General features: G+C 63.4%; 10 protein-coding genes. 4 read left to right on the forward strand and 6 right to left on the reverse strand.

All coding sequences use genetic code 11. The features are described from left to right. Positions 1 to 84: 84 nt before the first annotated feature. Positions 85 to 3705 carry a cobaltochelatase subunit CobN gene (gene cobN, locus GBB14_RS00265; protein ID WP_151528803.1) on the reverse strand — a complete coding sequence of 1207 codons (3621 nt, stop codon included), beginning with the start codon at positions 3703 to 3705 and terminating at the stop codon, positions 85 to 87. A gap of 197 nt (positions 3706 to 3902) precedes the next feature. Beyond that, positions 3903 to 5207, reverse strand: coding sequence for a lipase family protein (locus tag GBB14_RS00270; protein WP_192796227.1), 1305 nt, complete (start codon positions 5205 to 5207; stop codon positions 3903 to 3905). A gap of 18 nt (positions 5208 to 5225) precedes the next feature. Here GBB14_RS00270 and GBB14_RS10550 point away from each other — a divergent pair, with 18 nt between their 5' ends. The 4 genes from GBB14_RS10550 to cobJ are packed head-to-tail and all read left to right on the forward strand — an operon-like array spanning position 5226 to position 9117. Beyond that, positions 5226 to 5702, forward strand: coding sequence for a hypothetical protein (locus tag GBB14_RS10550; protein WP_192796226.1), 477 nt, complete (start codon positions 5226 to 5228; stop codon positions 5700 to 5702). Between the two features lie 4 nt (positions 5703 to 5706). Continuing rightward, positions 5707 to 6927 (forward strand): precorrin-3B synthase, encoded by a 1221-nt coding sequence (locus tag GBB14_RS00275; protein WP_151528801.1) that lies wholly within the window; start codon positions 5707 to 5709, stop codon positions 6925 to 6927. Between the two features lie 22 nt (positions 6928 to 6949). Further along, positions 6950 to 7594 (forward strand): precorrin-8X methylmutase, encoded by a 645-nt coding sequence (locus GBB14_RS00280; RefSeq protein ID WP_151528800.1) that lies wholly within the window; start codon positions 6950 to 6952, stop codon positions 7592 to 7594. 2 nt (positions 7595 to 7596) lie between these two features. Then, the gene (cobJ, locus tag GBB14_RS00285; RefSeq protein ID WP_151528799.1) at positions 7597 to 9117 is read left to right on the forward strand and encodes a precorrin-3B C(17)-methyltransferase; all 1521 of its coding nucleotides are present in this window, start codon (positions 7597 to 7599) and stop codon (positions 9115 to 9117) included. Positions 9118 to 9201: 84 nt separating this feature from the next. Here cobJ and GBB14_RS00290 read toward each other — a convergent pair whose 3' ends face one another. The 4 genes from GBB14_RS00290 to cobM form a co-directional block, all read right to left on the reverse strand. Then, entirely contained in the window at positions 9202 to 10533 is a 1332-nt protein-coding gene (locus GBB14_RS00290; RefSeq protein ID WP_151528798.1) for a hypothetical protein, read from the reverse strand. A 379-nt stretch (positions 10534 to 10912) separates the two neighbouring features. Then, positions 10913 to 11581 carry a DUF3558 family protein gene (locus GBB14_RS00295; protein ID WP_151528797.1) on the reverse strand — a complete coding sequence of 223 codons (669 nt, stop codon included), beginning with the start codon at positions 11579 to 11581 and terminating at the stop codon, positions 10913 to 10915. An 806-nt stretch (positions 11582 to 12387) separates the two neighbouring features. Continuing rightward, positions 12388 to 13125, reverse strand: coding sequence for a cobalt-precorrin-6A reductase (locus GBB14_RS00300; protein ID WP_151528796.1), 738 nt, complete (start codon positions 13123 to 13125; stop codon positions 12388 to 12390). Beyond that, entirely contained in the window at positions 13113 to 13883 is a 771-nt protein-coding gene (gene cobM, locus GBB14_RS00305; protein ID WP_151528795.1) for a precorrin-4 C(11)-methyltransferase, read from the reverse strand. Before cobM ends, GBB14_RS00300 begins: the two co-directional genes overlap by 13 nt. Positions 13884 to 13889 lie beyond the last annotated feature (6 nt).

The raw sequence follows: 13889 nt of genomic DNA on the forward strand, positions 1-13889 counted from the left end.
CTCGTGGCGCCTGCCGGCGGCAGAGACGAGAACACCCTCCCGCAGCACTGCGTGGGCAGCTGGTCGGGAGGGTGGCTGGTGCGGCTAGCTCTGAGAGTCGCCGCGGGCCTCGATATCGCCTTCCATCTCTAGGAAGGTATCGCGGAGCAGGTCCAGACGCTCTTGGTCCGGCTCCTCCCAGAGGTTGCGGTCGGCGGCCTCGAGTAGACGTTCTGCGATATCCTTCAGCGCCCACGGATTGGACTCTTGGAAGAACTCGCGGTTGGTCTCGTCTTTCACATAGGTGTCTGTGAGAGTCTCATACATCCAATCGTCCATGAGGCCGGTGGTGGCGTCATAGCCGAAGAGATAGTCCACGGTGGCGGTCATTTCGAACGCGCCCTTGTAGCCGTGGCGGCGCATCGCCTCGATCCAGCGCGGATTGACGACGCGGGCACGGAAGACGCGCCGCGATTCCTCGTGCAGGCTGCGGGTCTTCACCGTTTCCTGGCGGGTGGAATCGCCGATGACGGCGTCGGGGTTCTCCCCTGTCAGAGCGCGAATCGTGGCCACCATGCCGCCGTGATACTGGAAGTAGTCATCCGAGTCGGCGATATCGTGCTCGGCGGAGTCGATGTTCTTCGCTGCGACCTTGATGCGGCGGTAGGCGGCCTTCATCTCCTCATCGGCCTTCACACCGGGCAGATCACGGCCATAGGCATAGCCGCCCCAGGAGGTGTAGACGGCCGCGAGGTCTTGATCATCGCGCCAGTTGCCGGATTCGATGAGTTCGAGCATGCCGGCGCCATAGGTGCCGGGCTTGGAGCCGAAGATACGGCGCGGGGTGAGCCCGGAGTCCACATCGGCCTGGGCGTGGGCGGCCACATAGTTCTGCTCGTGGGGCTCGTCCAAGCCGGCGACGAGCTGGACGGCATCGTCGATAAGCGTAATGACGTGCGGGAATGCATCGCGGAAGAAGCCGGAGATGCGCACGGTGACATCGATGCGCGGGCGGTCGAGTTCCTCCAGCGGGATCACGTGCAGATCCACGACGCGTCGAGAGGCCTCGTCCCACACGGGGCGGACACCCAGCAGGGCGAATACCTCGGCGATGTCATCGCCGGAGGTACGCATGGCGGAGGTACCCCATACCGAAAGTCCCACCGACTCGGGATAGGCGTCGTCGTGATCGGACTGGTAGCGCTCGATGAGCGAATCGGCCAGCAGCTGGCCGGTCTCCCACGCGAGGCGCGAGGGGATGGCTTTGGGGTCTACGGCGTAGAAGTTGCGGCCGGTGGGCAGCACATTGATCAGACCGCGCATCGGCGAGCCGGAGGGCCCGGCCTCGATGAAGCGGCCGTCGAGGGCGCGCAGGATCTGGGTGATCTCGCGCGGCGTGGCCGCCAGTCGCGGCACCACTTCTTCGGCGGCGAAGCGCAGCAGGTGCGCGAGCTGCTCCGGCTTGGCGGTCTCCGGCAGCTCCACGCTGCGCAGCACCTCATCTACCGCCTCCGGGGCCCAGTTGTGATCGGAGAGGGAGCGGATCAGCGAGACGGCCAGCTCCTCGATGTTATCGACGCGAGTGCGGCTTTCATCGCCCGATTCGGAGAGCCCGAGGCTTTCGCGCAAGCCCTCCACCGCGCTGGAGCCGCCCCACAGCTGGCGGGAACGCAGCATCGCGGCCACCAGCTCCACGAGCTCCTCGTCCTTGCTGCGCTGGCCGAGCACGTGCAGGCCGCCGCGGATAGCGACGTCTTTGATCTCGCAGAGCCAGCCATCGACGTGCATGAGCATGTCATCGAAGACCTCCTCGTCGGGGCGAGACTCCCAGCCGAGGTCTTGGTCCATCTTGGCGGCTTGCAAAAGCGTCCAGATCTCTTGGCGAATGGCCGGAAGTTTGGCCGGGTCCATGGCGGAGATGTTCTGGTGCTCGTCGAGAAGCTGCTCGAGGCGGGTGATATCGCCATAGGATTCAGCGCGGGCCATGGGCGGGATCATGTGATCGACCAAGAGGGCGTGGGCGCGGCGCTTGGCCTGGGTGCCCTCGCCGGGGTCATTGACCAAGAAGGGGTAGATCAAGGGCACATCGGCGATGGCTTGATCCGGATAGCATTCATTGGATAGGCCCACGGTTTTACCGGGGAGCCATTCCATGTTGCCGTGCTTGCCCATGTGCACTATGGCGTGGGCACCGAAGATCTCTCGCAGCCAGTAGTACACGCCCAAGTAGTGGTGGTTCGCGGGCAGATCGGGGTCATGGTAGATGCCCACGGGGTTTTCCCCGAAGCCGCGCGGCGGCTGCACCATCAGCATGACATTGCCGAACTTCAGGCCGGCGATATAGAGCTCGCCGGTGTCGGGATGCACGTAGTGCTCGCCGGGTGCCTGGCCCCAGTGCTCGATCATTTCTTCCTGCATTGCCTGCGGCAGCGTGGAGAAGAACGAGCAGTAGTCCTCCTTAGAGAGCTTGAGCGGGTTGGTGCGCAGCACCTCCTCGGTGAGCCACTCGGGGTCGTGGCCACCGGCGTCGATCACGGCGTGCATGAGCGCATCGGAGTTGCCATCGGTGAAACCGGGGATCTGGGTGGTATCGCCGAGATCGTAGCCGGCCTCGTCCAGGGCGTGCAGCACCCGCAGCGTGGAGGCAGGGGTATCCAGGCCCACCGCATTGCCGATGCGGGCGTGCTTGGTGGGATAGGCGGAGAGCATGAGCACGATCTTCTTCTGCTCATTGGGAATCGAGCGCAGCTTGGCATGGTTGACGCTGATCGACGCCAGCCGGGCGCAGCGCTCCTTATCGGCCACATAGGAGATCAGGCCATCATCGTCATATTCCTTGAAGGAGAAGGGCACGGTGATGATGCGGCCATCGAACTCTGGCACGGCCACCGAGTTGGTGACATCGAGCGGAGTGAGGCCATCGTCATTGTCCACCCACTGGCTGCGCGGCGAGGTGGTGGCGATGCCCTGAATAATCGGCACATCCAAAGCGGCGAGTGCCTTCACATCCCAGGAGTCATCGTCGCCGCCGGCCTGCGCGCTCGCGGGAGCTTTTCCACCGGCGGCCAGCACGGTGGTGATGATGGCATCCATGGTGGAGAGCTCATCGAGCAATTCCTCGGAGGCCTGGCGCAAAGACGCGGCAAAGAGCGGCACGGGCACGGCACCCGCGGCCTGTATGGCGCGCGCGAGTTCCGCAATGTAGTCGGTATTGCCGGCAAGGTGCTGGGCACGGTAGTAGATGATGCCCACCCGTGGTGCCGAGTCTGGCGCCTTAGCGTCCTGCTCTGCCTCGTCGAGGTGGCCCCACATGGGCATACGCGCCGGCGGCTGGAAGCCAAAGCCGGTGAGCAGCACGGTATCGGAGAGGAAGTGGTGCAGCTGCGCCAGGTTCTTCGCCCCGCCCTCGGCGAGATAGGCGTGGGCCTCGGTGGTCACACCCGCCGGTGTGGTGGAGGTGCGGGTGAGCTCGGCGTCGACGGCCAACTCGCCCGAGACAAACACGGTGGGCTTGTTATGCGCGAGCACGGTGGTGATGAGGTCTTCCCACCAGCGATAGCCACCCAGCAGCCGGGCGACGATGATCTCGGCGTCGCCCACCAGCTCATCGATGCGTTCAGAGCTCAACCCAGTGGGATTGGCGTAGCGGAAATGAACATTATCCTCGGAATTGGCCGCCTTTGCGGAGAGCAAATCCGTATCAGACGTGGAGAGCAACAGAATCATGGAGCAGATGACTCGCTTTCATCGTGTGTGGGTGTGCGCGCCCACGCGAACAATGGGGTACAACAGCGGCAGCGGCCTTGAGGTCTGGCTATCACAGTGGCGCGACCGCGACCGGAGTTGCACCGGTTTCCCAAGACACTGACTGTGACCTAACCCTACACATATGTGATGTGTCTCAAGGGCACTAGTCGGTCGATCTACCGCAAGTTTTTTCTCTCTGCGTCATAGAGATGACTGCACAGCCACTGCGCGTGACGACGCATCGTTAAGGCATAAGTGCCAAAGTGGCCCACAGTGAAGTGAAAGACGGTGGGCAAAAAGGCGTACACCCGATAGTCCAGATACTCCGGGCTGAGCCTGACCCAGCCGCGTGCGACTTCCTCTACCTGCGGAAAAGGAATCACATCGTCATAGCGGTTGCCCCACAATAGCGTGGGGTGATGCAGCGGCTGGGTGCCTAAACGATGCCGCTCTAACTCGGCGGTGAGCGCCGCAGACTCATCAAGACTGGCGCTGAGGCGCTGGTCATTCGTAGTCCAGTGCCTACTGCCACGCCAGCCGCCGCGCAGCGCCGCGCCGAAAGCCGAGAGCAGCGCTGTCGCCCGGATCTGTTCCAGCCCGTAGTCACTGACATTCGCCAACGCCGCGCGCACCGTCTCCGGATGGGAGGTATAGAAACCGAGCACGGCAAAGGAAACAATGCCGGTGAGGGTGTGGTGATCCACAAAGCGCAATACCTTCACCAGATCCGAGGGCGGTGCCCCCACCACCGCCGCCCGGGGCCGCGGCTCAGCCGTAGCGGCCAGTTCGCAGGCCTTGCCCACGGCTCCCCCGCCCTGAGAAAATCCCCACCATCCCACCGGGGCGGCTGCGGGAAAGAAATGGCTGCTGCAGGCGCGGACGGCGTCGATAAGCGCATAACCGCAGGCGATGTTGTTAGCGTAGAGCTGAATGCCGGTGCGTGGATCGCGGGGATAATCGATGACCACTACCCCCATGCCGCGGGAGACAAAATGATTAATCACCGGCAGCTCATAGGCAAAGATCACATCCTCGATACGGCGGCCGCGGCGCCGCACCGCCCAGCCGACCGGCGCCGACCGCGAGGGGTCAGAGGAGGCCCCCATGCCCTGGGTGGAGGGAGCAAACGCCACCACTGGGCGCGGCCCAGGCCCCGTCCACGGGCGCAACGGGCGGATATACAAACCCGTGGCGGGAATGACACGGCCGGTCGAATCGTCGGTGGTATAGCTAAAACGCCAGCTGCGCGCCGGGATAGCACGCCCACCGACCCCGACAGTGGAGGTGGGCTGGGCATCAATGAGGACTCCTCGCACATCTGGGTGAGGCTGGGTGCGCACCTCGACCGCAGGGGCGGCAGGCGGCCGCCGGAGCGCATGACCAACCAGACCGGCCACCACCCGCAGCTGGGCGGCCACTCCCCGCCCCGCAGGCATGCTTCGCCGCTGCTGCTCGCTAGGAGGAGACTGAGGATCATCCATGCCAGATAGGATAAACCCATGTCTGAATTTGACCAGAACATTGCTCTCGGGAGGGAGCTTTTCGGCGACACCCTCGATAGCTATGAACGCAGCGCGGAGTCCCTGTTGGAATCCTGGGACCAAGACTTCAGCGATGCCGCGCTCACGGAGCTCGACCAGATTCTGCTGCGCGCTTATGGTCTCGAGAGCGACTACGCAGATAAGGTTCTCGGCGCGTTGGGGCTGCCCGTTCCCGAGGAGGCGGAGTATGTGACCATGCTGCTCGGCCAGGCCCTCGTGGCCACCGGGCAGTGGGAGTGGGCGCTCGTGTGGGCGCCGCCGAAGATCCCCGGCGAGATCACCTTCACCTACTGCCTCGCCCGCGCCGACCATGAGCAGCTGCTCTTTCCTGGGTCCTGGGTGAAAATGGCCGTATTCGGCACCGCTCCCGAGGAGCCGCTCGACGCCGCGCCGGGGCTGGCATGGGCTCTGGGCTCGGCACGGGACTATCTTTAAAGCTATGGAGAAGTTCGATCACGTCCCCTCTGTCGCCGACACGCTCGGTCTTGGCAATCGCCAGCGCGGTGATGGCTGCCCTGGCGCGTTGAAGATGCATGAGGCCGCCGATGGGTTCATCGGCCGCATCCGCATCGCCGGTGGTCGCGCCAGCTCGGAGCATCTTGCAGCGCTCGCCCACCTTGCCGAGGAGCATGGCGATGGCGATATTCACGTCACCACTCGCGGCAACGTCCAAATCCGCGGCATCCGCCAGCGCGAGGCGTTTTCCTCGGCGGTGTGCGAGCTCGGCCTCTTACCGAGCATCGCCCACGACAAGATCCGCAATATCATCGCCTCTCCCCTCTCCCGCGACCTCGACGCGCTCGTCGCCGACCTCGATCGCGGGCTCCTGGCCAGCGAGGAAGTCACCGGCCTCTCCGGGCGCACCCTCTTCGGCCTTGACGGCGGCGACGGCGGCATCACCGCCCAGCACCCCGACTTCGGCATCCAATTGATCTCGGCACGCGAGGCCATCGTGATCCTCGGTGGCCTCCCCACCGCTCTCTCGGTGCTTATCGACGCCGCCCCGCAGGTCCTCATCCACGCTGCTGAACAGTGGCAACGAATCCGCGGTGAATGCTGGCGCGTGCAGGAAAGCCCAGAGTTGCGTGGCAAGCTGCTCGACTATCTGGCGGAGCTGCCCGAGTGCAGCCCCACGCGAGAGACCGTGCAGCTGACGAAGCGGGCCAAAGCCGAGGACGCCCCCATCGGCTGGCTGGAGCGCAGCGATGGCTGGGTGGATCTCGGCGCCTCCTTGCCTTTTGGCGTCCTCAGTGCCCGAGTGGCGCAGATGCTGGCCGCCAGCGACAAACCCGTTCGTATTACGCCGTGGGCCGGCGTGGTGGTGTGTGATCTCGACGAAGGCGAAGCCGAGGCCGTGGCCAAGGTGCTTGCGCCCCAAGGGCTGGTATTTGACCGCCACTCCCCGTGGCTGCGAGTCAGCGCCTGCACCGGGCTTCCCGGGTGCAGCAAATCCCGCAGCGATGTGCGCGGCGATGCCCTGAGCGCGATCCGCACCCAGGCCCTGCCCGATCCCTCCACCGCCGACGCGGTGCACTTCTCCGGCTGTGAACGCCGTTGTGGGCACCCCTTGCACAATTACTGGGACTATGTGGCCGAAAGCGATGGCGACTATGACGTCACCGTCGCCAGCGGCACTCCCGCTACCGCGCGCACCTTCTAACCCCGAGAGGAAAGCCTGTCAGGTGTACACCTACGAAACAGACGGCAACGAGATTTACCGGCAGTCCTTCGCCATGATCCGCGAGGAATCCGATCTCTCCCCCTTCGATAAAGAGCAGTCCCAGGTGGCTGTGCGCATGATCCACGCCGCCGGCGCCACCGATCTCGCAGCCGATATCGAGTTCTCTGCGGGACTTGTCCCCGCCGCGCGAGAGGCACTACGCAGCGGAGCTCCCATCATTAGCGATGTGAATATGGTGCGCTCAGGTGTGACGCGCACCCGGCTGCCCGCGGACAACGATGTTGTCTGCATGTTGCGCGATGAGGAGACCGTCGAGCTTGCCCGCAGCAGAGGAACTACGCGCTCTGCCGCGGCCGTGGAACGCTGGGAGCCGATTCTCGAGGGCGCCGTGGTGGCCATTGGTAACGCCCCCACCGCGCTATTCCACCTGCTCAACTGGCTCGCCGAGGATCCGCAGCGACCTCGCCCGGCAGCCGTGCTCGGCATTCCCGTCGGTTTTGTCGGCGCCGCCGAATCCAAGGTGGCCCTGGCGGAGTCCGCTGCCGATCTCGGAATCCAGTTCCTCACCGTTCATGGCCGCCGCGGCGGCTCTGCCATCACCTGCGCCGCCCTGAACGCCCTAGCCACCGAGAAGGAGATCATCTAACCGTGGCTTCCGGAACACTCATCGGCATCGGGGTCGGACCCGGTGATCCCGAACTACTCACCCTCAAGGCCGTCGCCACGTTGAAGCAGGCCGATGTGGTGGTCTATCACGCCGGCCCGAAGCGCAGCTCGACCGCGCGATCCATCGCCGCCGACTACCTGCCCGAGGACTGCGAAGAGGAACTGCTCGCCTATCCAGTGACCACTGGGATTACCAACCACCCCGGCGGCTACGCCGGGGCCATGGCCGAGTTCTATAGCGAGGCCGCCGAAAGACTCAGCGCGCACCTTGCCGCCGGCAAGACCGTGGTGGTACTCAGCCTGGGCGATCCCATGCTCTACTCCTCGTATCAGCACCTGCACCGGCTGTTGGCAAGCGACTTCGAGGCGAAAATCATTCCCGGTATCCCGTCTATTACCGCCTCCGCTGATGCCTTGGGGCTTCCTCTCGCCGAGGCCGAGGACATACTCGCTGTGCTGCCCGCCACCGTGGGCGTGGAAAACCTCAAGCGCGCACTGAGCACCGCCGATACAGCCGTGATTATGAAGCTGGGCCGCACCTTCACCGCCGTTCGGGACGCCTTGGAGGCCACCGGCCGACTGGAGGACTCCTATATCGTCTCCCGCGCCAGCATGAACGGCCAGCGCATCGTGCCCGTGCGCGAGGCCGATCCGGAGAATATTCCCTACTTCTCCTGCGTCGTGGTGCCCAGCCAGCGTCAAGGCTTTGTACTTGAGGATCAACAGCCCTCCCACGGTGAGGTGGTGGTGCTGGGACTCGGCCCAGGCGACTCTGCATGGACCACCCCCGAAACCTCATGGGAGCTCGCCAGAGCCACCGATGTGGTGGGCTATTCCACCTATGTGCGACGGGTGCCGCAGCGGGCCGGACAGCGCCAGCATCTCTCGGACAACAAGGTGGAAGCCGAGCGCGCCGCCATGGCCCTCGACTTGGCGAAGGAAGGCAAGCGCGTGGCCGTGGTCAGCTCCGGTGATCCGGGAGTATTCGCCATGGCCTCAGCGGTGCTCGATGTGGCCCAAGACCCGCAATGGGCCGATGTATCGGTGCGGGTCGTGCCGGGAATGACCGCAGCGCAGGCTGTGGCATCGCGCGTCGGTGCCCCCTTGGGGCATGACTTCGGAATGATCTCCTTGTCCGACCGGCTGAAGCCGTGGGAGGTTATCGAGAAGCGGATCCGTGCACTTGCCTCCGCCGACATGGCCTTCGCGGTGTACAACCCGGCCTCGAAGACCCGCCGCGAGCAGGTGGCGAAACTCGCCGAGATTGTCGGTGAGTACCAGTCGCCCGAGCTGCCGGTGATCGTCGCCCGCGCCGTGGGCTCCGAGCAAGAACGGGTGCAGGTGACTACGCTCCGCGACTTCGACCCGGAGATCGTGGACATGCGCACCATGGTAATTATCGGCGCCTCCACCACCACCGTGTATCGCGGCGGGCCGGAGAAGGCCACGAGGGTGTTTACCTCTCGCCGCTACGCCACCCAGGACCCGTTGAACCTGTTTTAGGGCCTGAATCAGCAATGATGAAGCCGGCTGCGCACCTCTCAGGGTGCTGCAGCCGGCTGTGCTGTGTGGCGAGGCAATAAGAGCCTAGTTTTTCTTCGATTCCTGGCGCTTGTCCGGGCTCTGGCGGGCCCACGTGCCGATGGGGCCGGCCACACGCGGAGTTTGTTTGCCCAGCAAAGCGCGTTTATTCGCGTCCTTTTCCTCCGGCGCAAGTACGGAGATGACAGGCCCCTTCCCCTGTGTCTTAGGGCTGCGGCCCGCAGTGGGGCCGAATGCCGCCATGGGGCCGCGACCAGGGCTGGGCTTGCTGTTGCTTGTATTCTGCCCCAGCACCGCCGGCGGTGGCGTGGCGGCACCGCGTGGCGACGCCGTCGCGTTCGGGGAGTGATTCGGAGTAGAAGTAGCCGCGGGAGGGATCAGCGGCTGAGCAGAGCGTGCCAAGGGGGCCGCTCCTGCCCCACTGCTACTACGCAGGGGCGCACTTGGTGCGGAAAGCCCAGCGTGCCGGGGCGTAGTGGATGTCACCCTGCGGGCTGAGCCGGTGGCGTGTGGCACCGCTCCGAGTGGCTGCACTGGGCTGGTTGCGGTGTGGCGGCCGGCAGATGCTGGGGATGGCGAGCCCAACGTGGTGGGCGTGGTGAGCGCATTGGTGAACGTCTGTGGACTTCTCGCGCCGCCTACCGTGCCGGCGATCGGGGATGTCTGCGGTGAAGAAGGATGGAGCAGGTTCTGGGACAGCTGTGGTGCGGCCGCTGAGGTGCCGGGTGTCGTAGTGGTGCCGGCGGTCTCCGTAGAGGGCGCGGCGATACTGGAGAGTTCGTTGAGAGCGGCGTGGGCACGCGCCATAGAACCCGGCTGGTTGCTGGTGCTGTTGTGGGTGATGGCGTCGAGGGTCCGGAGTGTTTTAGGAACGTTGGCTCCCGCCGCGTCAACGGCGTGATCCATTCCCGTGGGAATGAGATGGGCGTAGCCGCCTTGTGGTGGAGTCGCCATGAGATTGCGGAGAACCGGTACACCCATGTGCAGTGTGGGCGGAAAGAGTGTGGTGGTGAAAGTTTTAACGAAGGCGTCCTCGGCCTGAGCCTTGAGGGCCGGATCGGTGATGTGGGCGGTGCGCGCCGCCGCCTCGTTAACGAGGGAGTGCCCGTAGCTATGGATGGTGTGCAGGTTCTGCACCGTCAGGCCCATTGCCTCGGCATTGACGGAGAAATTCTGGGCTTGTTGCGCAGCTTCCCGGATGGTGGCTGCAGAGGCTTCGACCGCTTCGCCCTCATTGGTGCCGGCGATATCCGCAGCTATGTGGTGCAGATTGTCCGATAAAATCTGCAGCTGCGAAGAAATGATGTGCCATCCCTCAACTGCGGAAAAAACTTCATTATTGCGGGTGGTGGCGAAGGCCGCCTGAAGCGCTTGCAATGAGGTGGCTGGACTAACTACTGGTAATGCGAAGAGGAAGTCACTGTAGATAATGCTCGGTTTCGGAGGAAAGCTTCCTAACACTTCACGAGAGGACGTCCCGTAGAGGCTTTCACGGATAACCTCATCCTGAAACTGAAACCCGCCATTCGTCGCATGTGTGGCATCGCTTAACCACCTAATATGAAGTTCGAATGCATCGGTCACTTCCGTTGCTGCACCAGGGGCACTCTTAAGTGCTCCAGCATGGGCGGCCCCAAGTTGGTCGAGTCCAGAAACCTGAGAATAAAGACCAGAGATATCGCAGAACTGAGCAGCATTAATAATTACTGCTGTTTCATTTAGGCACGATCCTAACGCGTCGCCATTCTTTGCAAGATTACCGGTGCATGTTTCCATCGAGGTTCTCCAACCTTAAATTTTGAAAAATTTTATAGAATGAATCATGGGCTTTACTGCACACCTCTGGGATTTTTTCTAGTTCCTCGTGTGTTTGGAGTATTACGGATAGTCTTCCTCTTTGTGTGTAAGAAGATACTCCACATGAAGCGCCCGAGCTATCGAGATAGCTAAAGGTGTGAACCTTTGGATCGTGGGAATAGTCCATTGGTTCGTGCAGTTCCGTAGTTTTCTCGAGAGTTGCCAAGGGAATTGTGTCTGCCGCCACTAGATAGCTGAACCCTGATTCGCCAACTCGTGTATAAAAGCATCCTTTCTGCTGTATCATTCCAAGGTCTATTTCCTCTACTGGTGGATTGAGTCCAGCAGTTGCTATAACGTTTTCGGGTATTTCTGCACATGGATTGAAGAGCTCAAATCCTGGCGCCTGGTAGTCGAAGTTCTCTGAGGTGGCTTCGAACCAGTCGGATAATTCAGTGCCTGCTTCCTCAGTGGTTGTCGAATCTTCCTTGGTGGTGTTGCTTGTTGCCTCCTCAGTTTCTTCTTGCCCGGTCGCTGCTGCGCAGCCGCTGGTTGTGATTAGCGCTAGGGCTAGGGCGGTGCCGAGGGCGCGGCGGCGTTGTACTGCGGAGTGTCGGAGGTTCCTCATGGGGTCCTTTCATTAGGTGTGTGAAACTAAGAGTGAATGAGGATGGACAGTTGTGCAGTACAACGCACCGCTGATGCCCTTTTAAGGGGTGGCGAAGTGGGTGCAGAGACGACATCCCCCGAGGTCATCTCTGCACCACTCCGCCGATGTCGCCGCCATTCGCTAGAGATGTGGCGGCGATGGGGCGCGCTGCTCAAACAACCCCTATGTTTGAGCACGCAGCCGGCGCTGCCGGGGTGTGCGTCGCCACGATACGGTCGCCGCTGGAAGCGGGTTCCGCCGCTGGGTGTGCGGTGGCGAGCACGCGCCGTCTCGGAGAGCTGGCCCTCGCTGGGATCGCCGGCGTGAGGCTTTCTCCATGGGCGCACGCTGCGGTGAGAGGCAGTATCTTTCGAGTTTCGTTCCCACATCAGAGCCGCACCAAAGCGAAGCGAACGGCGGAGCGCCGCCGCGTCACTCTGCTGCGTAGTAGCACCACAAACCATGTATGCTGCTTCCCCCTTAGTCTCAGATATTGGTACGTTCACTCGGCCACAGCGCTGCAATACAGTGTGGTTGCGAGCGCATGGTTGACGGCCTAGTGCCATGGGTGGGACACCGCGCGCACTCATGCGCTCACAGGGAGTAGACGTATCCACGGGGCGGCGAGGTTCCCTTGGCCCCTTTAGGGGGTAATAGCCGATAGAGGGCAGAATAAAGACCCCTCTCCCCTGCTGCTGTGATGCAGGAGGGATGGAGAGGAGTCGGAGAGGTATCCGTTAAAGGAGCCTCGGGCATCGGCCGAGGTAGAGATACGAGCCGGTCGGCTAGACCAGCCGAGCTTCGCGCATGGCGTCGGAGGCGTTGTCCACCACGATCACGTTGGAGCCGCCCGGTAGCGGGGGTCGTTCGACCATGACCACGTCGATGCCGAGCTCCCGGGCAGCGTCGAGCTTGGCACGGGTGTAGTTGCCGCCGGAGTTTTTGGTGACGACAACGTCGATCTGGTTGCCGATCATGAGTTTCTTCTCCCCAGCGACGTCGAAGGGTCCGCGATCGAGGAGAACGCGGTTGCGCGGCGGTAGCGCTACTTCTGGCGGGTCGACGCAGCGGATTACGTAGAGGTTATGGGTATCGGCGGCGAAGGGCGCGAGTTTTTGCCGCCCAATGGTGAGGAAAATATGCGAGTAGTCGCGGGCAACCACGCGCGCTGCCTCGTCCACGCTGTGCACGGAGTGCCAGCGATCCCGCGGCTGCGGACTCCAGCTGGGGCGGTGAAGAGCGATGAGCGGGCGGCCAGTGGCGCGGCTTGCCTCGGCAGCGGATTCGCTGATGACCTCGGCGAAGGGGTGGGTGGCATCGATGAGCACGTCGATATCGTTGCTCACGATCCACTGTGCCAGCCCCGCCGGTCCGCCGAAGCCGCCGATACGCACCATGCCCACAGGCAGGCGTGGATTCGCTACGCGGCCCGCCAGCGAGGTTGTGACCTCCCAGTTCTCGGCGAGCATGCGCTTAGCGAGATCGCGGCCCTCGGAGGTGCCGCCCAAAATTAGTGCACGCATGGAATCGTCCTTCCGTGTTCATCGCGGGGCCGGTCATCCGAGTAGAGGAAGGAATCCGGGAACTGCTCGGCGGCGAGAACTTTGCCGACGATAATCATGGCAGTGCGGGTAATTCCTGCTTCGCGGATGGCGGCAGCGATCGTCGATAAGCGCCCGCGCACGATCTGCTCGTCGGGGCGGGAGGCATAGGCCACCACGGCCACTGGGCAGTCGCCATAATAGGGCTCGAGGGTGGCCACGACCTCGTCGATTGCGTGGGCGGCGAGGTGAATGCACAGGGTGGTGCCGGTGCGGGCGAAGTTCTCCAGCTCCTCCCCTTCGGGCATCTGGCTGGCGCGACCATTGATGCGGGTGAGCACCACGGACTGCCCCACGGTGGGCACCGTCAGCTCATGGCCGAGGCTGGCGGCCGCGGCGGCGAAGGAGGGCACCCCGGGCACGATCTCGTAGTCGATCCCGAGCGCGCTCACACGCCGCGCCTGTTCCGCTAGCGCCGAATACACGCTGGGATCCCCCGACTGCAGCCGAGCCACGTCCTTGCCCTCCTTGTGGGCGCGCTCGATCACCTCCATGATCGCGTCGAGCGGCATGCGGGCGGTATTAATCACCTCCGCGCCGTCTGGGGTGTGCTCCAGTACCTCCTCCGGCACGATACTGCCGGCGTAGAGGCACACGGGGCAACGCCGAATGAGGGCATCGGCCCGCAGCGTTAAAAGATCGGCGGCACCGGGGCCAGCGCCAATGAAGTACACAGTCATAGGGGT

Origin of the sequence: Corynebacterium sp. 51B, from assembly GCF_008930785.1 — a bacterium.
GTDB classification, from domain to species: Bacteria; Actinomycetota; Actinomycetes; order Mycobacteriales; family Mycobacteriaceae; genus Corynebacterium; species Corynebacterium megadyptis.

Bases quoted from the DNA above. Each gene is read 5' to 3' on its own strand.
- cobN (WP_151528803.1), bottom strand. From the start codon at position 3,705: ATGATTCTGTTGCTCTCCACGTCTGATACGGATTTGCTCTCCGCAAAG.
- GBB14_RS00270 (WP_192796227.1), bottom strand. From the start codon at position 5,207: ATGGATGATCCTCAGTCTCCTCCTAGCGAGCAGCAGCGGCGAAGCATG.
- GBB14_RS10550 (WP_192796226.1), top strand. From the start codon at position 5,226: ATGTCTGAATTTGACCAGAACATTGCTCTCGGGAGGGAGCTTTTCGGC.
- GBB14_RS00275 (WP_151528801.1), top strand. From the start codon at position 5,707: ATGGAGAAGTTCGATCACGTCCCCTCTGTCGCCGACACGCTCGGTCTT.
- GBB14_RS00295 (WP_151528797.1), bottom strand. From the start codon at position 11,581: ATGAGGAACCTCCGACACTCCGCAGTACAACGCCGCCGCGCCCTCGGC.
- GBB14_RS00300 (WP_151528796.1), bottom strand. From the start codon at position 13,125: ATGCGTGCACTAATTTTGGGCGGCACCTCCGAGGGCCGCGATCTCGCT.
- cobM (WP_151528795.1), bottom strand. From the start codon at position 13,883: ATGACTGTGTACTTCATTGGCGCTGGCCCCGGTGCCGCCGATCTTTTA.